The following is a 16,751-nucleotide window of genomic DNA, read 5'->3' as shown; positions in this document are numbered from 1 at the left end:
CCTCCACCCGCACGTCCGTGGTGCGGCGTATGCCGGATCACCTGGGTCACGCGGTGGCGACCGCGGCGCGGACCGCCGCCAGCGCCTCGTCGACGCCGCCGGCGTCGGAGCCGCCGCCCTGGGCGACGTCGGCCTTGCCGCCGCCCTTGCCGCCCAGCTTCTCGCAGGCCGCGCGGACCAGGTCGTTGGCCGAGAGTCCCCGCTCGCGCGCCGGCTCGTTGGTGGCCACGACGACCGAGGGGCGTCCCTCGGCCACGCCGACCACCGCGACCACGGCCGGGCGGTCGCCGGGCAGCCGGCCGCGGACGTCGAGGGCCAGGGTGCGCACGTCGCCGCCGCCTGCGCCCTCGAGCCGGGTGCCGACGTAGGAGACCCCGCCGAGGTCCTCAGCAGCGGTGGCGAGCGTGCCGGCCGAGGCCAGCAGCTGGTCCACACGCACCTGCTCGATCTCCTTCTCGGCGGTCCGCAGTCGGTCCAGCACGTCGGAGACGCGCTCGGGCAGTTCCTCGGCGCGCACCTTCATCAGCTCGCTCAGCTGCGCCACCAGCGCGTGCTCGCGGGCCAGGAACCGGTAGGCGTCGCCACCCACCAGCGCCTCCACGCGGCGCACGCCGGAGCCGATCGAGGACTCCCCCATCAGCTTCACCATGCCCAGCTGCCCCGAGCGGCCCGCGTGGGTGCCGCCGCACAGCTCGCGCGCCCAGTCGCCGACGGAGACCACGCGCACGGTGTCGCCGTACTTCTCGCCGAACAGCGCCATCGCGCCCGAGCGCACCGCGTCGGTCTGGCTCATGAACTCCGCCTCGACCGCGAGGTCGGCCAGCACCAGGTCGTTGACCCGCGCCTCGACGTCGAGCATCGCCGACTCCGGTACCGCGCCGGTGGCGGAGAAGTCGAAGCGGAAGCGACCCGGTGAGTTCTCCGAGCCGGCCTGCGTCGCGGTCTCACCCAGCGCCTCGCGGAAGGCCTTGTGCACCATGTGGGTCGCGGTGTGCGAGCGGCTGATGGAGGCCCGCCGCTCGACGTCGACCAGCAGCTGCGCCGCGTCGCCGACGCCGACCTCGCCGTTGATCACACGCGCCTTGTGCACGATGACGCCCTTGACCGGCTGCTGCACGTCGTCGACCACCAGCCGCGCGCCGTTGGCCAGCTCGATGACGCCCTGGTCGGCCAGCTGCCCGCCGCCCTCGGCGTAGAACGGCGTGCGGTCGGTGACGAGCTCGATCTCGTCACCCTCGTGCGCCGCCGCGACACTCTCGCCGTCGGCGCCGACGATGCCCGTCACCGTGCTCTCGCCCCGCACCTCGCCGTAGCCGGTGAAGTCGACCGGCGCGCCCATCGCGTCGGCGATCGCCCGGTACGCGTGCGCGTCGGCGTGCTTGCCCTTCTTGGCCCTCGCGTCGGCCTTCGCGCGGTCGCGCTGCTCCTGCATCAGCCGCCGGAAGCCCGGCTCGTCGACGACCAGGCCCTTCTCGGCCGCCATCTCCAGGGTCAGGTCGATCGGGAAGCCGTAGGTGTCGTGCAGCGTGAAGGCGTCCGACGCATTCACCTGGCCGCCGCCGGAGGTCATCTCGACGAACTTGGTCGACCCCGCGCGCAGCGTCGCGCGGAACGCGTCCTCCTCGGCGTAGGCGACGGTCGCGATGCGGTCCCAGTCGCGGACCAGCTCGGAGTAGGTCTCGCCCATCTTGTCGCGGCTGACCGGCAGCAGCTCGGGCAGCACCTTGTCCTCGGTGCCGAGCAGCCGCATCGAGCGCACCGCACGGCGCAGCAGCCGGCGCAGCACGTAACCGCGGCCCTCGTTGCCGGGCGTGACGCCGTCGCCGATGAGCATCAGCGAGCTGCGGACGTGGTCGGAGACCACGCGAAACCGGACGTCGTCGTCGGGCGAGGCGCCGTAGCGCCGGCCGGTGAGCTCCTCGGCGCGCCGGATCACCGGGAACATGGTGTCGATCTCGTACATGTTCTCGCGGCCCTGCAGCAGCAGCGCGATGCGCTCGAGCCCCATGCCGGTGTCGATGTTCTTCTTCGGCAGCGGCCCGACGATGTCGAAGTCGGACTTGCTGCGCACGGCCGAGAGCTCCTCCTGCATGAAGACCAGGTTCCAGATCTCCAGCAGCCGGTCCTCCAGCGCGAACGGCATGTCGGGCCCGAGCGTCGCGGGGTCGAAGTCGGGACCGTACTCGGGCCCGCGGTCGTAGAGGATCTCCGAGCAGGGTCCGCCGGGCCCCGGCACTCCCATCGACCAGTAGTTCTCCTTCGCGCCCAGCCGCAGGATCCGCTCCTCGGGCAGCCCGGTGGTGCGCATCCACAGGCGCAGCGCCTCGTCATCGCCGTCGAGGATCGAGGGGTAGAGCCGCGACTCCTCCAGCCCCCAGCCGCCGTCGGCCTGCGGCTTGGTGACCAGGTCCCACGCCAGCTCGATGGCGCGCTCCTTGAAGTAGTCGCCGAAGGAGAAGTTGCCGCACATCTCGAAGAACGTGCCGTGCCGCGTCGTCTTGCCGACGTCCTCGATGTCGGGGGTGCGGATGCACTTCTGCACGCTCGTCGCCCGTGGCCACGGCGGTGTCTCCTGGCCCAGGAAGTACGGCTTGAACGGCACCATGCCCGCGTTGACGAACAGCAGGGTCGGGTCGTCGAGCAGCAACGACGCCGAGGGCACCGGGTGGTGGTCGGCGGCCTCGAAATGCTCAACGAAACGTCGTCGGATCTCACTGCTGTCCATCCGGACCACTCCCTCCACTGCTCAACAGTCGTCGTTCTCCATCAGGCGGGGTCAACAGCCGCTCGCGCAACTCGGTTTCCTTCTCGGCCATCCCCGCCCGCACCTCGTCGGAGAACATCTGCCAGCCCAGCTGCACCCCTGCGGCGCGGTCGTGCCAGCCCTCCGGCGTGAGCGCCTCGGCCGCTCGCCGCGCGCGCAGCATGACGTACACGCCGGCACCCGCGCCGGCCACGAACCACAGCGTCCGCATCAGGCGGCTTCCTGCTGCTTCTTCTCCCGCCAGGCCTGACGCATCTCGCGGCGCCGCTGCTTGCGCGTGTGCCGCACCTCCTGGCGCACGTGGAACCAAATCCGGTTGCGGCTCTCCGGGGCCAGCGCGCGGCGCACGCCGTGGGCCAGCGCCGCGGCCTTGACCAACGGCTCGCCCAGGGTCGCCGAGAGCACCAGCTGGTTGCCGACCGGCACCGGCTCCGGGTCCGAGCTGGCCTGGCCCACGCGAGTGATGACGAACTCGGCCTCCTGCGGAGCCGCCTGCTGGGCAGCGACCTGCTGCGGCACCACGGGTGCGGCCGGTTCCGGTGCGTGCGCGACGCGTGCGGCCAGCTCTTCGAGGCGACGTCGCTGCCCGATCACCACCCCGGCCAGCAGCCCCACGACGAGCGCGAGCAGCACGACGGCGCCCAACAGCGCCCAGGTGCCCGCGTCCATAACGGGCAACACTAACGGCCCCGCACGATGTTCCGGACCCGCTCCCATCGCTCCTTGACCCTGGCCTCGGCGCCGTGGTCGGTGGGCCGGTAGTACTCCGAGTCCAGCAGCTCGTCGGGCGCGTACTGCTGCTCGGCGATCCCGAACGGCTCGTCGTGGGCGTAGACGTAGCCGCCGCCGTGGCCGATCTGCTTCGAGCCGGCGTAGTGCGCGTCGCGCAGGTGGGCGGGGACGGCGCCGATCAGCCCGCGGCGGACGTCGGCCTGCGCCGCGTCGATGGCGGTGGTGACGGCGTTGCTCTTGGGTGCCACAGCTAGCGCGATGGTGGCCTGGGCGAGGTTGAGCCTGGCCTCGGGCAGCCCGATCAGCTGCACCGCCTGCGCGGCGGCGACGGCGGTGGTCAACGCGGTCGGGTCGGCCAGCCCGACGTCCTCACTGGCCGAGATGACCAGCCGACGGGCGATGAACCGCGGGTCCTCGCCCGCCTCGATCATCCGGGCCAGGTAGTGCAACGCGGCGTCGGCGTCGGAGCCACGGACGGACTTGATGAAGGCGCTGATGACGTCGTAGTGCTGGTCGCCCTGCCGGTCGTAGCGCACCGCCGCCCGGTCGACCGCCCGCTCGGCCGTGGCCAGGTCAATAGTGCTCGCCCCTGCCGCCTCCGCCGCCCCGGCGGCGGCCTCGAGGTAGGTCAGCGCCCGGCGCGCGTCTCCGCCGGCGAGGCGCAGCAGGTGGGCGCGGGCGTCGTCGTCCAGGCCGAGCGTGCCGCCCAGCCCGCGCTCGTCGCTCAGTGCGGCGGCCACGACGCCGGCCACGTCGTCGTCGGTGAGCGGCTCGAGGGTGAGCAGCAGCGAGCGCGAGAGCAGCGGCGAGATGACCGAGAAGAACGGGTTCTCGGTGGTGGCCGCCACCAGCGTCACCCAGCGGTTCTCCACCCCGGGCAGCAGCGCGTCCTGCTGGGCCTTGGTGAAGCGGTGCACCTCGTCGACGAAGAGCACCGTCTCCTCGCCCGTGCTCCCCAGCCGTCGCCGAGCGGAGTCGATGGCCGCGCGCACCTCCTTGACCCCCGCGGCGACGGCCGAGACCTCCACGAACTGCCGGTTGGTGCTGTGGCTGACGATGGAGGCGATGGTGGTCTTGCCGACCCCGGGCGGCCCCCACAGCAACAGCGACATCGGCTGGTCGCCCTCGACCAGCCGACGCAGCGGCGCTCCCGGCGCGAGCAGGTGCTGCTGGCCGGCCAGCTCGTCGAGCGTCCGGGGCCGCATCCGCACCGCCAGCGGCGCCGAGGCGTGGGCGTTGCCGGCCAGCGTGCCGCCGCCGGCCGATGCCGGCGACCGGGTCGGCTCGAGCTCCAGCAGCGGTTCGTCACTCACCCGTCGAGCCTACGGTCGGGCCTCGGACGGGCGCCGCGGCGTTCCCACCGACGACCTCAGCTGCCGACGGGCTGGCCGGTCTTCAGGTCGAGCCAGGTGTCCTGGTAGCCGGGGTGGTCCAGCAGGTCCGAGCGGCGCTGGGCTCCGGCCACGTCGTGGCCCTCGTCGTCGACGCCGAGCACACCGGTGGTGACCGGCGTGGCCGGGTGCTGGCCGAGCTCGCCGGCGAAGTGGCAGGCCACCTTGTGGCGCTTGCCGACCTGCATCAGCGGCGGCTCGACGCGGGCGCAGATGTCGCGAGCGATCGGGCAGCGGGTGCGGAAGCGGCAGCCCGAGGGCGGGTTGATCGGGCTGGGGACGTCGCCCTCGAGGCGGATCCGCTCGCGGCGGCCGCCGATGGAGGCCTGCCGGACGTCGGGCACGGCCGAGAGCAGCGCCTGGGTGTAGGGGTGGTGCGGCGCGCCGTAGATGGTGTCGCGGTCGGCGATCTCGACGATCTTGCCCAGGTACATCACCGCGACCTCGGGGCAGAAGTGGCGCACGACGGCCAGGTCGTGGGCGATGAAGAGGAACGCGATGCCGAACTCGTTCTGCAGGTCCTGGAGCAGGTTGATCACCTGGGCCTGGATCGACACGTCGAGCGCGGAGACCGGCTCGTCGGCCACCAGCAGCTTCGGCTGCAGCGTCAGCGCCCGCGCGATGCCGATGCGCTGGCGCTGGCCGCCGGAGAACTCGTGGGGGTAGCGGTTGTAGTGCTCGGGGTTGAGGCCGACCACCTCCAACAGCTCCTGCACGCGGGGCAGCACCTTGTCGCTGGGCACCACCTGGTGGATGCGCAGCGGGGCGCCGATGATCGAGCCGACCGTGTGCCGCGGGTTCAGCGACGTGGCCGGGTCCTGGAAGATCATCTGGATGTCGCGGCGCAGCGGGAGCAGCTGCCGCGAGCCGTAGCCGGAGATGTCGGTGCCCTCGAAGGCGATCGAACCGGCCGTGGGCTTGTACAGGCGCGTGATCAGGCGACCGGTGGTGGACTTGCCGCAGCCCGACTCACCGACCAGGCCCAGCGAGTCGCCCTTGCGGACCTCGAAGGAGACTCCGTCGACGGCCTGCACGTGACCGATCGTGCGCCGGATGATCCCAGCGCTCTTGACCGGGAAGTACATCTTGAGGTTGTCGACGGTCAGGATCGGCTTGGCGGAGAAGTCCGCCTCGCTCTGCCCGTGCGCCTCGAAGACGTGCCCGGGGTCGGGGATGATCTCCTCGGCTGCGCTGGACTGCTCGCCCGGGGCGGACTCCGCCGCTGGGGTGGGCTCGGCGTGGCTCATGCGGTGGGCTCCTGGTTCTGCTCGGCCAGCTCGGGCGCGATCTCGGGCAGGACCTCCTTGGCCCACACGTCCTCGGGGTGAACGAGGTGGCAGCGCTTGACGTGGTTCCCGCCGGTGGTGGCCGGGGTGAGGTCGGGCAGGTCGGTGCGACACAGGTTGCCGGGCACCTTGTCGAGGTGCGCGCAGCGGGGGTGGAACGCGCATCCGCTCGGCGGGTTGAGCAGGCTGGGCGGGTTGCCCGGGATCGGCACCAGCCGCGACTCGGTGTCGCCGGCGACGTCGGGCACGCTGGAGAGCAGACCCCACGTGTAGGGCATCTGCGGCTGGGTGAGGATCTCCTTGGTCGGGCCGTACTCCACGCAGCGGCCGGCGTACATCACCAGCACGTCGTCGGCCATCTCCGCGACGACCCCGAGGTCGTGGGTGATGATGATGATCGCGGAGTTGAACTCGCGCTGCAGGTCCTGGAGCAGGTCGAGGATCTGGGCCTGCACCGTCACGTCGAGCGCGGTGGTCGGCTCGTCGGCGATGAGCAGACCGGGGTCGTTGATCAGGCCCATGGCGATCATGGCCCGCTGCCGCATACCGCCGGAGAACTGGTGCGGGTAGTCGTCGACGCGCCGGTCGGGCTGCGGGATGCCGACCCGGTCGAGCATCTCGATCGCCCGGGCGCGGGCCGCCTTCTTCGAGACGTCGTGGTGGACCATGTAGGCCTCACCGATCTGGTTGCCCACCGTGTAGTACGGGTGCATCGCCGAGAGGGGGTCCTGGAAGATCATCGCCACGTCGCGGCCGCGCCGCAGCCGCATCTGCTCGTCGGAGATGGACAACAGGTCCGTGCCGTCGAGCAGGATCTCGCCCTTGACGATCGCTCGGGTGCCGCGCTGCAGGCCCAGGATCGTGGAGCTGGAGACCGACTTTCCCGACCCCGACTCCCCCACGATGCCCAGCGTCTTGCCGCGCGCGAGGTCGAAAGAGAGTCCGTCGGTGGCCTTCACGACGCCGTCGACGGTCGGGAAGTGGACCAGCAGGTCGCGCACCGAGAGGAACGGCTGGCCCGAGGGCCGTTGCTGCGGGACCGTCTCCGGAGCAGGCGAGCTTGCTGCGTGGGTCATGGGGTCAGTGTCCTTCCGCCTCAGCCGAGACGCACGCGCGGGTCGATGACCGCGTAGAGGATGTCAACGACGATGTTGGCCAAGATGATGAAGGCGGCGAGCACGACCACCAGACCGACGATGGTCGGGAGGTCCAGAGTGCGCACGGAATCGACGGCCAGCGCGCCCAAGCCGTCGTAGTTGAACACCGACTCGGTGATGATCGCGCCACCGACCAAGGCCCCGAAGTCGAGCCCGGCCATCGTCACGATCGGCGTCAAGGAGGCGCGCAGACTGTGCTTGACGAGCACCCGCCGGTTGGGCAGTCCTTTCGCGCGCGCCGTGCGGAGGTAGTCCTCGCCGAAGGACTCCAGCACGAAGGCGCGCGTCATGCGCACGTAGCCCGCCATGTAGATCAACGCCAACGTGAGGCTGGGAAGAACGAGATTGCCCAGCCACGCCAACGGGCTGTCAGTCAGGTTCACGTAGCTGGGCACCGGGAAGATCTGCCACTGGATGGCGAAGAACTTCAAGAAGAACAGGCCGATCCAGAACGTCGGGAACGCATAGAAGATCAGCGAGACCCCGACGATGCCGCGGTCGACGACGGTGCCTCTTCTCAGGGCCGCTATGACCCCGAAGAACACGCCGCCGACAATCCACATGATGAAGGCGAGAATCGCCAACGAGAAAGAGACGGGGAAGGCGGTCTTGACCTCCGTCGACACGTTCGTGGTGTTGACCACCGAGTACCCCAGGCATGGGGCGGGACAGGTCGACACCAGGCTGGGATTCGCCTTGGCCAGCGCCTTGTCCTCGGGGTACGTCCGTCCTGCCACCGTGCCCTTCAAGAACTCGCCCCACTGAACGACGGCGGGTTTGTCGTATCCCAGCGCCTTCTTGGTCTGTTCCCACTGAGCCGGGGAGCAGTTCTTGCCGCAGGCGGCACGCTCCGGGTGGAGGCCGCCGGAGAAGAAGAGCACGTAGGTCACCAGGCTCATCAGGATGAGCATGATCACGCCGGCGAAGATCCGCCGCATCGTGTAGGCAAACACTCACTACCTCATGTCCCGGCCGGTTGGCCGCGTGGTCACGTTATCGCGTTGCAGGTCGTGTTCGGTCACCACCGGCACGCCCCGGCCGGCGGTGGGCCGGCCGGGGCGGCGGGTGTGGGGAACCTCAGCCCACAGTCGTTACTTGGAGACGCCGATCGAGCCCAGATCCGGGTACATCGACGACGCCGGAGTGTTGGTGAAGCCCGTGACCTTCGATCCGTAGAGGAAGTAGAACTTTTGGATCTCCAGCGGGATGTAACCCACATCGGTGCCCAACTGCGCGTCGGCCTCCTGCAGCGCCGTCGTCTGCGCGCTCAGGTCCGAGGCGTTCTGGGCCTGGTCGACCAGCTTGTTGAACGCGTCGGACTTGTAGTTGCCGTAGTCCTGGCCGTTCGAAGCCTTGGTGATGTTCGGCCGACTGTCGAACAGCGGCGGCGTCACGGTGATGGCGGAGGGCCAGTCGGCACCCCAACCACCCCAGATGACCGAAGCGGGATCACTCGGCTTCTGGATGACGTCGTAGTAGGTGTCGCCCAGCCCGTCCAGCGTGGTCTTGAAGCCGGCCTTGTCCCAACCCGCCTTCAGTGCCGCGGCCTGCTTGTCCATGGTGTCGGAGCTCGGGTACTGGAACGTGATCGGGTACGGCGTCTGAACACCGGCCTCCTGCAGGAGCTTCTTGGCTGCCGCCGGGTCACCGCTCTCCGGGATGTCAGCGAAGGTCGGGTTCGCCTTGTAGCCGTTGACCGCGGGGTTCACGATGGACTTGGCCGGGGCGTATGCCTTGTCGCCACCACCCGCGTCGATCCACGACTTCACGTCGGTCGATTCGGCCAGTGCCTGCCGGACCTTCTGGTTGGTCAGCACGTTGAAGTTCGGCACCAGGTAGTCGACGTAGGGCGACTTCACGTTGACCGAGCGCTTGGCCACCGCACCGGTGATGCGCGAGTAGTACGCCGGCGGGACGATGTTGGAGGTCACCGCGTACTTGTCGTTGCCCGAGTCGGCGATCAGCCGGTCGTAGATGGTCTCGGCGGTGTTGCCCACCTGGAACACGATCTTGTCCGGGTTGGCCTGACGGATCTTCTTCAGGGCCGAGGTCGACTTGTAGTACTTGTTGCGGACGAACGTGCCGCCCTTCTCCTTGGACCAGGTGCCCTGCAGCTTGTAGGGACCGCTGGAGAACATCGCGTAGTTGGACTTGTTGCCCTGGTCCTGGCTCTTCTTGTACGGGTCCATCATGTGCAGCGAGGCCACGGCCAGCGGGAAGTCGGGCCATGGCTTGTTGAAGTTGTAGGTGATGGTGTTGCCGTCGCAGGTGATGGCCTTGTCGAAGGCGGCCTGCCCGGCCGCGGAGGACTTGTAGGGCCCGGTGTAGATGGGCAGACCGCTCTTGTCCTGCGGGACGTCGAGGTAGCTGAGGATGTAATTCGGGCCGCCCGTGATGACGTCGGTGGCGAACGTCCTCGAGGCGCCGTACTTCAGGTCGGCACAGGTGATCGTCGAGCCGTCCTGCCACTTCTGGCCGCTCTTGAGGGTGAACTTCCAGGTCTTCGCGCCATTGCTCGAGGTACCGGTGTCGGTGGCCAGGTCGGCGACCGGCTTGTTGGAGACGTCGGGGTTGGTCGAGATGGGGAACGCCACGAGCTGGCGGTAGATCATCCTCGTGTCGTTGGAGATCTGGACTCCCAGGTAGGTGCGCTGCGGGTCCTGGTGCTCGTACGGCTTGTAGACGTAGTAGTAGAGCGTCCCACCGCTGGACGCCTTCCCCCCGCCGCTGCTTGAGCCGCCGCCGCCGCAGGCAGCCAGCGTCATCGCAGCCACGGCCGTCGTGGCGATCGCCGCGACCATCCGCTTTCGATTGGCCATTACCTCTCCTTGTAAGTGTGTCGCGCCGAGAACCGGCGGCACCCGTCGGCAGCGGATGCTGCCGAAGTCTTCTTGGTGGTGCAGGGGGCGGCGCTCGTCACCGATCGCTCTTCGGGTCGAGTGCGTCGCGGATGCCGTCGCCGAGCAGGTTGAAGCTGACCACGATGATGGCGATGAGGAGCGCAGGGAAGAAGAAGAACAAAAAGTCCGACTGCGCGTAGTTGATCGAGCCGTCGAGGATGTTGCCCAGGGTGGGCGTCGGCGGCTTGATGCCGACGTTGAGGAACGACAGTGCGGCTTCGGTCGAGACGTAGGCGGGCATCGTGAGCGTGAACGAGACCAGGATCGGCGCCCACAGGTTCGGCAGGATCTCCTTGAAGTAGATCCTCCGCTGCGAGGCGCCCAGCAGGACGGCTGCGTCGATGAACTCACGCTCGCGGATGGAGAGGACTTGGCCCCGGATGAGCCGGGCGACCGTGGGCCAGCCGAAGAGGCCGAGCACGAGCACTTCGTAGATCCCGTTGGCCAGGTTGACGTTCACGTTCAGCGCGTTCTGGATGGCCAGCACGAACACCGTCGACAGCGCCAGCAGCATCAGCGTCTGCGGGAAGGAGAGCGTGAGGTCGATGACGCGGCCGATGGTGGCGTCGATCAGGCCGCCACGGAAGCCGGCGATGATGCCGAGCACCACGCCGAGGACGCTGGAGACGAGAGTGGCCGCCAGAGCGATCGTCAAGGAGAAGGTGACCCCGTACCACATGCGGGCCAGCACGTCGCGCCCCGTGCCCGGCTCGACACCGAGGAGGTGCGAGCCGCTCACGCCACCGAACTTGCCCTTGGGGATACCGCCCAGGTTGGCATCGAGGAGGTTCTGGTGGAACTTGAACGGGTCGATGAAGCCGATCTTGACGAGGATCGGAGCGAGCAGCGCCAGCACGACATAGGAAGCCACCACGACGAAGGCAACCATGGAAAGCCGGTCGCGGCGGAAGCGGCGCAGGGCCAATCGCGAGGGCGAGAGGCCGGCGACGGCCTTGGTGCTGGACTCATCAGACTCGACCGGAGTGGGCTCGAGGCTCTCCAGCTGCGACGTCTGCAGAGTCATGCTCACCTCGGGTCTTGGGAGTTCGTCGGCACCTGGGCGTGCCCGGCGGGGTGACGCATCGGTCCGAGGATCGCCCGGCACCAACGCGGAGGATGTTATGTGAACCCGGCGGCGGTGACGGTCTCACGCGCGTAACGATCTGGCTACGGACGATTTCCGTTCCAGACGCACGTTCGACGGAGTACTGCCGGAACAAGTCGGGTTCGTCCGGATATCTGGGCACCCGGCGGCCGGCCGCCGTGCGACAGACCGGAGCTCGTGTGTCCGAGACCGGTCTCAGGCACCGCCGCCGGGCTTCTCGGCCACTTCCGGCTCCTCGTCCTCGGGCACGGCGTCGACGCCGGCCTCGGCCCGCTGCTCGGGCGTGATCGGCGCCGGCGCGGCGGTGAGCGGGTCGTAGCCGCCGCCGGACTTGGGGAAGGCGATCACCTCGCGGATGGAGTCGCTGCCGGACAGCAGCGCACAGATCCGGTCCCAGCCGAAGGCGATACCGCCGTGGGGCGGGGCGCCGTAGGCGAAGGCGTCGAGGAGGAAGCCGAACTTCTCCCGCGCCTCCTCGGGCTCGAGGCCCATCACGGCGAAGACCCGCTCCTGGATGTCGCGGCGGTGGATACGGATGGACCCGCCGCCGATCTCGTTGCCGTTGCAGACGATGTCGTAGGCCCAGGCCAGCGCGTCGCCGGGGTCGGTGTCGAAGGAGTCGAGGTCCTGCGGGCTGGTGAAGGCGTGGTGCACCGCGGTCCACACTCCCCCGCCGACGGCGACGTCGCCGGCGGCGGTGGCCTCGTCGGCCGGCTCGAACAGCGGCGCGTCGACGACCCACAAGAAGCTCCACGCCGACTCGTCGATCAGCCCGCCGCGGCGGCCGATCTCGAGCCGGGCGGCGCCGAGCAGCGCCCGGCTGCTCTTGGACGGCCCCGCGGCGAAGAACACAGCGTCGCCCGGACTCGCGCCCACGTGCGCGGCGAGCCCGGCCAGCTCGGTCTCCCTGAGGTTCTTGGCCACCGGACCGCTCAGCGTGCCGTCGTCTTGGACCAGGACGTAGGCCAGACCACGGGCGCCGCGCTGCTTGGCCCACTCCTGCCAGGCGTCGAGCTGACGCCGGGCCTGCCCGGCCCCGCCCGGCATCACCACGGCGCCCACGTAGGGCGCCTGGAAGACCCGGAAGGGCGTGTCGGCGAAGTACGCCGTGCAGTCGGTGAGCTCCAGGCCCATCCGCAGGTCGGGCTTGTCGGTGCCGTAGCGGGCCATCGCCTCGGCGTAGGTCATCCGCGGGATCGGCGTGGTGATGACGTGGCCCACCAGCCGCCACAGCGCGACCAGCACCTCCTCGGCCAGGGCGAGCACGTCGTCCTGCTCCACGAAGCTCATCTCGATGTCGAGCTGGGTGAACTCCGGCTGCCGGTCGGCGCGGAAGTCCTCGTCGCGGTAGCAGCGGGCGATCTGGAAGTAGCGCTCCATCCCGGCCACCATCAGCAGCTGCTTGAAGAGCTGCGGACTCTGCGGCAGGGCGTACCAGCTGCCCGGGCGCAGCCGCGCCGGCACCAGGAAGTCCCGGGCGCCCTCGGGCGTGGACCGGGTCAGCGTGGGCGTCTCGATCTCGACGAAGTCGTGGGCGTCGAGCACGTCGCGCGCGGCCTTGTTCACCTTGCTGCGCAGCCGCAGCGCGTGGTTCGGCCCGCTGCGGCGCAGGTCGAGGTAGCGGTACTTCAGCCGCGCCTCCTCCCCGACGGCCCCCGACTCGTGACCGGTGTCGTCGATGGGGAACGGCAGCGGCGCGGAGGTGGAGAGCACCTCGACGTCGGCGGCGACCACCTCGATCTCGCCGGTGGCCAGGTTCTCGTTGCTGGCCCCCTCCTTGCGCTGCACCACCTCGCCGGTGACCTTGAGGCAGTACTCAGCGCGCAGCGCGTGGGCCACCACCTCGTCGCGGACGACGACCTGCACCACGCCGCTGGCGTCGCGCAGGTCGAGGAAGGCGACGCCGCCGTGGTCGCGGCGGCGGGCCACCCAGCCGGCCAGGGTGACGGTGCTGCCGGCGTCGGCCGCGCGGAGCGTGCCGGCGTCGTGGGTGCGGATCACGGGAGGTTCCTCACAACGTTGGGGGTCAGGTCGGTGTCGGGGGGTGTCCAGGCCTCGGGGTCGATCGGCACCTGATCACCGGAGCGGATGTCCTTGATCTCGGGCTGCTCGCCCGGGAAGAGCACGAAGGGGATGCCGCGACGCTCGGCGTAGCGGATCTGCCGGCCGAACTTCGCCGCCGACGCCGCCACCTCGCAGGCGATGCCGCGCCGGCGCAGCCGGGAGGCCAGTGCGTTGCTGGCGCCGCGGGACTCCTCGTCGGCCAGCGCCACCAGCACGGCGCTGGGTACGGCGCGGTCGGCGGCGAGGACGCCGTCGGCCAGCAGCGGGACCAGGGTGCGCGAGACGCCGAAGGAGACGCCGACGCCGGGGTAGGTCGTCTTGCCGTCGCTGGCTAGGGCGTCGTAGCGACCACCGCCGCCCACCGACTTGAGCCGCTCGTAGCCGGCCATGAAGATCTCCAGCACCGTGCCGGTGTAGTAGTCCAGGCCGCGGGCGATGCGCAGGTCGGCCTCGACGCCCACGTGGTCGTCGACGACGTCGGCGCAGCCGTCGAGCACGGCGGCCAGCTCGGCCAGTCCCTCCTCGAGCAGGTCGTCGGCGATGCCGAGTGCCGCGACCTGCTCGCGCAGCTCGGCGCTGCCGCTGACGCGGATGCCGGCCAGCTCCAGGCACCGCTGCGCCTGCTCGGGCGTGGCCCCGGCCGTCGAGACCAGCAGCGCCGCGACGTCGTCGGCCGACTGCTTGTCGAGCTTGTCGACGGCGCGGATCGCGGCCGTGACGTCGGGGATGCCGAGGCCGCGGTAGAAGCCCTGGATCAGCTTGCGGTTGTTGACGTGGAAGGCCAGCGGCGGCAACGGCAGCGCGCCCAGCGCCTCGACCATCACGCGCACGACCTCGACGTCGTGGTGCACCCCGAGCTCGCCCGCGCCGACGATGTCGATGTCGGCCTGGGTGAATTGCCGGTAGCGACCCTCCTGCGGCCGCTCACCGCGCCAGGCGGGCTGGATCTGGTAGCGCCGGAACGGGAACTCCAGCTTGCCGCCGAACTCCAGCACGTAGCGCGCGAACGGCACGGTGAGGTCGAAGTGGAGCCCGAGCCCGGAGTCGCTGCCGCCGTCGTCGGCCTGCAGCCGGCGCAGCACGTAGATCTCCTTGTCGATCTCGCCGCCCTTGGCCAGCCGGTCCAGCGGCTCAACGACGCGGGTCTCGATGTTGGCGAACCCGTGCAGCTCGAAGCTGCGCGAGAGGGAGGCGATGATCGAGCGCTCGACGAACCGTTCGGCGGGCAGCAGCTCGGGGAACCCGCTGAGCGGGGTGATCTTGGTAGCCATCAGATCTGAACGAGGTCCTGGAGGAAGGGGTTGGTGAGGCGCTCGCGCCCGATGGTGGTCTGCTCGCCGTGACCGGGCAGCACCGCGACGTCGTCGGGCAGCGGCAGCACCTTGGCGGCCAGCGTGCGCAGCATGGTGGCGTGGTCGCCGCCGGGCAGGTCGGTACGACCGATGGAGCCCGCGAAGAGCAGGTCGCCGGCGAACATCACCTGCGAGACGCCCGGCTCCTCGTACGGCGTCCGGAAGGTGACCGAGCCCTGAGTGTGGCCGGGCGTGTGGTCCACGACGAGGTCGAGACCGGCGAGCTGCAGCTCCTGACCGTCGGCCAGCTCGGCGACGTCGTCGGGCTCGGTGAACCGGTGGTCGCCACCGAGCAGCATGGCCGCGGTCTCCGGCGACATGCCCGTCATCGGATCGGCCAGCAGGTGCCGGTCGTCGGGGTGGATCCACGCGGTGGCGTCGTAGGTGCCGGCCACCGGCGTCACCGACCACATGTGGTCGATGTGGCCGTGGGTCAGCAGCACCGCGACGGGCTTGAGCCGGTGCTCGCGGACGACCTGCGCGATGCCCCCGGCGGCGTCCTTGCCGGGGTCGACGACGAGGCACTCGGTGCCGGGAGCGGTGGCGACGACGTAGCAGTTGGTCCCCCACGGACCCGCGGGGAAGCCGGCGATGAGCACGCGCCACTCCTGGTTGTCGACGACAGGCCGCCAGCCTAACTGGCTACGATGAGGCAGGTCATGGCCACTCCGAAGCCCCCCACCCCTGCCGCGCTCGCGCGGCCCAAGCGTCCCGCCCCGTCCGCACCGGCGCCGGTGGCCGACGAGCCTGCCGTCCCGGGCGTCGACGAGACCGAGGCGGCCCGCTGGGGCCGCGTCACCGACGACGGCACCGTGTTCGTCCGCAACGGCGACGGCGAGGAGCGCGAGGTCGGCCAGTTCGCCGCCGGCTCCCCCGACGAGGCACTCGCCTTCTACGTGCAGCGCTACGCCGCACTGGCCGGCGAGGTCGAGCTCCTCGACCGACGGGTGCGGGCCGGCTCCCTCTCCCCCGACGAGGCCCGCGACTCGGTCCGCACCGTCCGCGAGCAGGTCGAGGGCGCGGCCGCCGTGGGCGACCTCGCCGCCCTGGTGGGCCGGCTCGACGCGCTCACCGAGGTGATCGAGTCCCAGCGCGAGGAGCGCAAGGCCGAGCGGGCCCGACGCACCGAGCAGGCGCGTGAGCGCAAGACGCAGATCGTCGGCGAGGCCGAGAAGATCGCGGGTGGGCGCGACTGGCGCAACGGCGCCAACCGGCTGCGCGACCTGCTGGAGGAGTGGAAGGCGCTCCCCCGCCTTGAGCGCTCCGCCGACGACGAGCTGTGGCACCGCTTCTCGAGTGCCCGCACCACCTACACCCGCAGCCGCAAGGCCCACTTCGCCGAGCTCGACGAGAAGCGCGGTGCGGCCAAGGTCGTCAAGGAACGCCTCATCACGGAGGCGGAGGCGCTCGCCGAGAGCACCGAGTGGGGACCCACCTCGGGCAAGTACCGCGACCTGATGACGCGCTGGAAGGCCGCCGGCCCGGCCGCCCGCGACGATGACGACGCCCTGTGGAAGCGGTTCCGCGCCGCACAGGACTCCTTCTTCGGCGCTCGGGACGCGGCGAACGCCGCCCAGGACGCCGAGTTCGCGGCCAACGCCGAGGTCAAGGACGCGCTGCTCGTCGAGGCCAAGGCGCTTCTTCCCGTCAAGGACCTGGAGAAGGCGAAGGCCGCCTTCCGCGACCTCGCCGACCGCTGGGAGGCCGCCGGCAAGGTGCCCCGCACCCGGATGAAGGACCTCGAGGCGGGCATCCGCCAGGTCGAGCAGGCCATCCGCAGGGCCGAGGACGACCGCTGGAAGTCCTCCGACCCCGAGAAGTCCGCCCGCGCCGACGACATGGTGGGCAAGCTGGAGAAGGCGGTCGCCGACCTCGAGGCCCAGGTCGAGGCTGCCCGCGCGTCGGGCGACGCCAAGCTCAAGCGCCTCGAGGACGACCTGGCGTCCCGGCAGAGCTTCTTGGAGATGGCCCGGCGCACCGCCCAGGAGTTCGGCTAGGTC

Annotated in this window: 13 protein-coding genes; 1 reads left to right on the top strand and 12 read right to left on the bottom strand. The window is 70.3% G+C overall.

Going from position 1 to position 16,751, the window contains the following annotated elements:
* Positions 1-46: 46 nt before the first annotated feature.
* The 12 genes from alaS to D9V37_RS05555 all read right to left on the bottom strand — a co-directional run bounded on the left by alaS (position 47) and on the right by D9V37_RS05555 (position 15,350).
* On the bottom strand, positions 47-2,725 hold the full coding sequence (gene alaS, locus D9V37_RS05610; RefSeq protein WP_121805177.1) for an alanine--tRNA ligase: 2,679 nt from the start codon (positions 2,723-2,725) through the stop codon (positions 47-49).
* Positions 2,712-2,975, bottom strand: coding sequence for a DUF6167 family protein (locus D9V37_RS05605; RefSeq protein ID WP_198412396.1), 264 nt, complete (start codon positions 2,973-2,975; stop codon positions 2,712-2,714). The genes alaS and D9V37_RS05605 overlap by 14 nt, the downstream gene beginning before the upstream one ends.
* A complete protein-coding gene (locus tag D9V37_RS05600; RefSeq protein ID WP_121805176.1) occupies positions 2,975-3,433 on the bottom strand; it encodes a hypothetical protein in 459 nt (152 codons plus the stop codon). Before D9V37_RS05600 ends, D9V37_RS05605 begins: the two co-directional genes overlap by 1 nt.
* An 11-nt stretch (positions 3,434-3,444) precedes the next feature.
* On the bottom strand, positions 3,445-4,809 hold the full coding sequence (locus tag D9V37_RS05595) for a replication-associated recombination protein A (RefSeq protein WP_232524767.1): 1,365 nt from the start codon (positions 4,807-4,809) through the stop codon (positions 3,445-3,447).
* 56 nt (positions 4,810-4,865) lie between these two features.
* Positions 4,866-6,134: an ABC transporter ATP-binding protein gene (locus D9V37_RS05590; RefSeq protein ID WP_121805175.1), complete on the bottom strand. Its 1,269-nt coding sequence runs from the start codon at positions 6,132-6,134 to the stop codon at positions 4,866-4,868.
* The gene (locus D9V37_RS05585) at positions 6,131-7,249 is read right to left on the bottom strand and encodes an ABC transporter ATP-binding protein (RefSeq protein ID WP_121805174.1); all 1,119 of its coding nucleotides are present in this window, start codon (positions 7,247-7,249) and stop codon (positions 6,131-6,133) included. Before D9V37_RS05585 ends, D9V37_RS05590 begins: the two co-directional genes overlap by 4 nt.
* Before the next feature lie 20 nt (positions 7,250-7,269).
* Entirely contained in the window at positions 7,270-8,283 is a 1,014-nt protein-coding gene (locus tag D9V37_RS05580) for an ABC transporter permease (protein WP_121805173.1), read from the bottom strand.
* Between the two features lie 138 nt (positions 8,284-8,421).
* Positions 8,422-10,149 (bottom strand): ABC transporter substrate-binding protein, encoded by a 1,728-nt coding sequence (locus D9V37_RS05575; protein ID WP_121805172.1) that lies wholly within the window; start codon positions 10,147-10,149, stop codon positions 8,422-8,424.
* 97 nt (positions 10,150-10,246) lie between these two features.
* Entirely contained in the window at positions 10,247-11,254 is a 1,008-nt protein-coding gene (locus D9V37_RS05570; protein ID WP_121805171.1) for an ABC transporter permease, read from the bottom strand.
* 276 nt (positions 11,255-11,530) lie between these two features.
* On the bottom strand, positions 11,531-13,336 hold the full coding sequence (gene aspS, locus D9V37_RS05565) for an aspartate--tRNA ligase (protein WP_121805170.1): 1,806 nt from the start codon (positions 13,334-13,336) through the stop codon (positions 11,531-11,533).
* Complete coding sequence (gene hisS, locus D9V37_RS05560) at positions 13,333-14,670, bottom strand: histidine--tRNA ligase (protein WP_121805169.1); 1,338 nt, start codon at positions 14,668-14,670, stop codon at positions 13,333-13,335. Before hisS ends, aspS begins: the two co-directional genes overlap by 4 nt.
* Entirely contained in the window at positions 14,670-15,350 is a 681-nt protein-coding gene (locus D9V37_RS05555; protein WP_121805168.1) for an MBL fold metallo-hydrolase, read from the bottom strand. Before D9V37_RS05555 ends, hisS begins: the two co-directional genes overlap by 1 nt.
* Before the next feature lie 60 nt (positions 15,351-15,410).
* Between D9V37_RS05555 and D9V37_RS05550 the strand changes: the two genes are divergently transcribed.
* Positions 15,411-16,748, top strand: a complete 1,338-nt coding sequence (locus D9V37_RS05550; protein ID WP_121805228.1) for a DUF349 domain-containing protein — start codon at positions 15,411-15,413, stop codon at positions 16,746-16,748.
* The last annotated feature ends 3 nt before the right edge of the window (positions 16,749-16,751 follow it).

Origin of the sequence: Nocardioides mangrovicus (genome assembly GCF_003674065.1) — a bacterium.
GTDB classification, from domain to species: Bacteria; Actinomycetota; Actinomycetes; order Propionibacteriales; family Nocardioidaceae; genus Marmoricola; species Marmoricola mangrovicus.
This window is presented reverse-complemented; position numbering and strand designations above follow the sequence as displayed.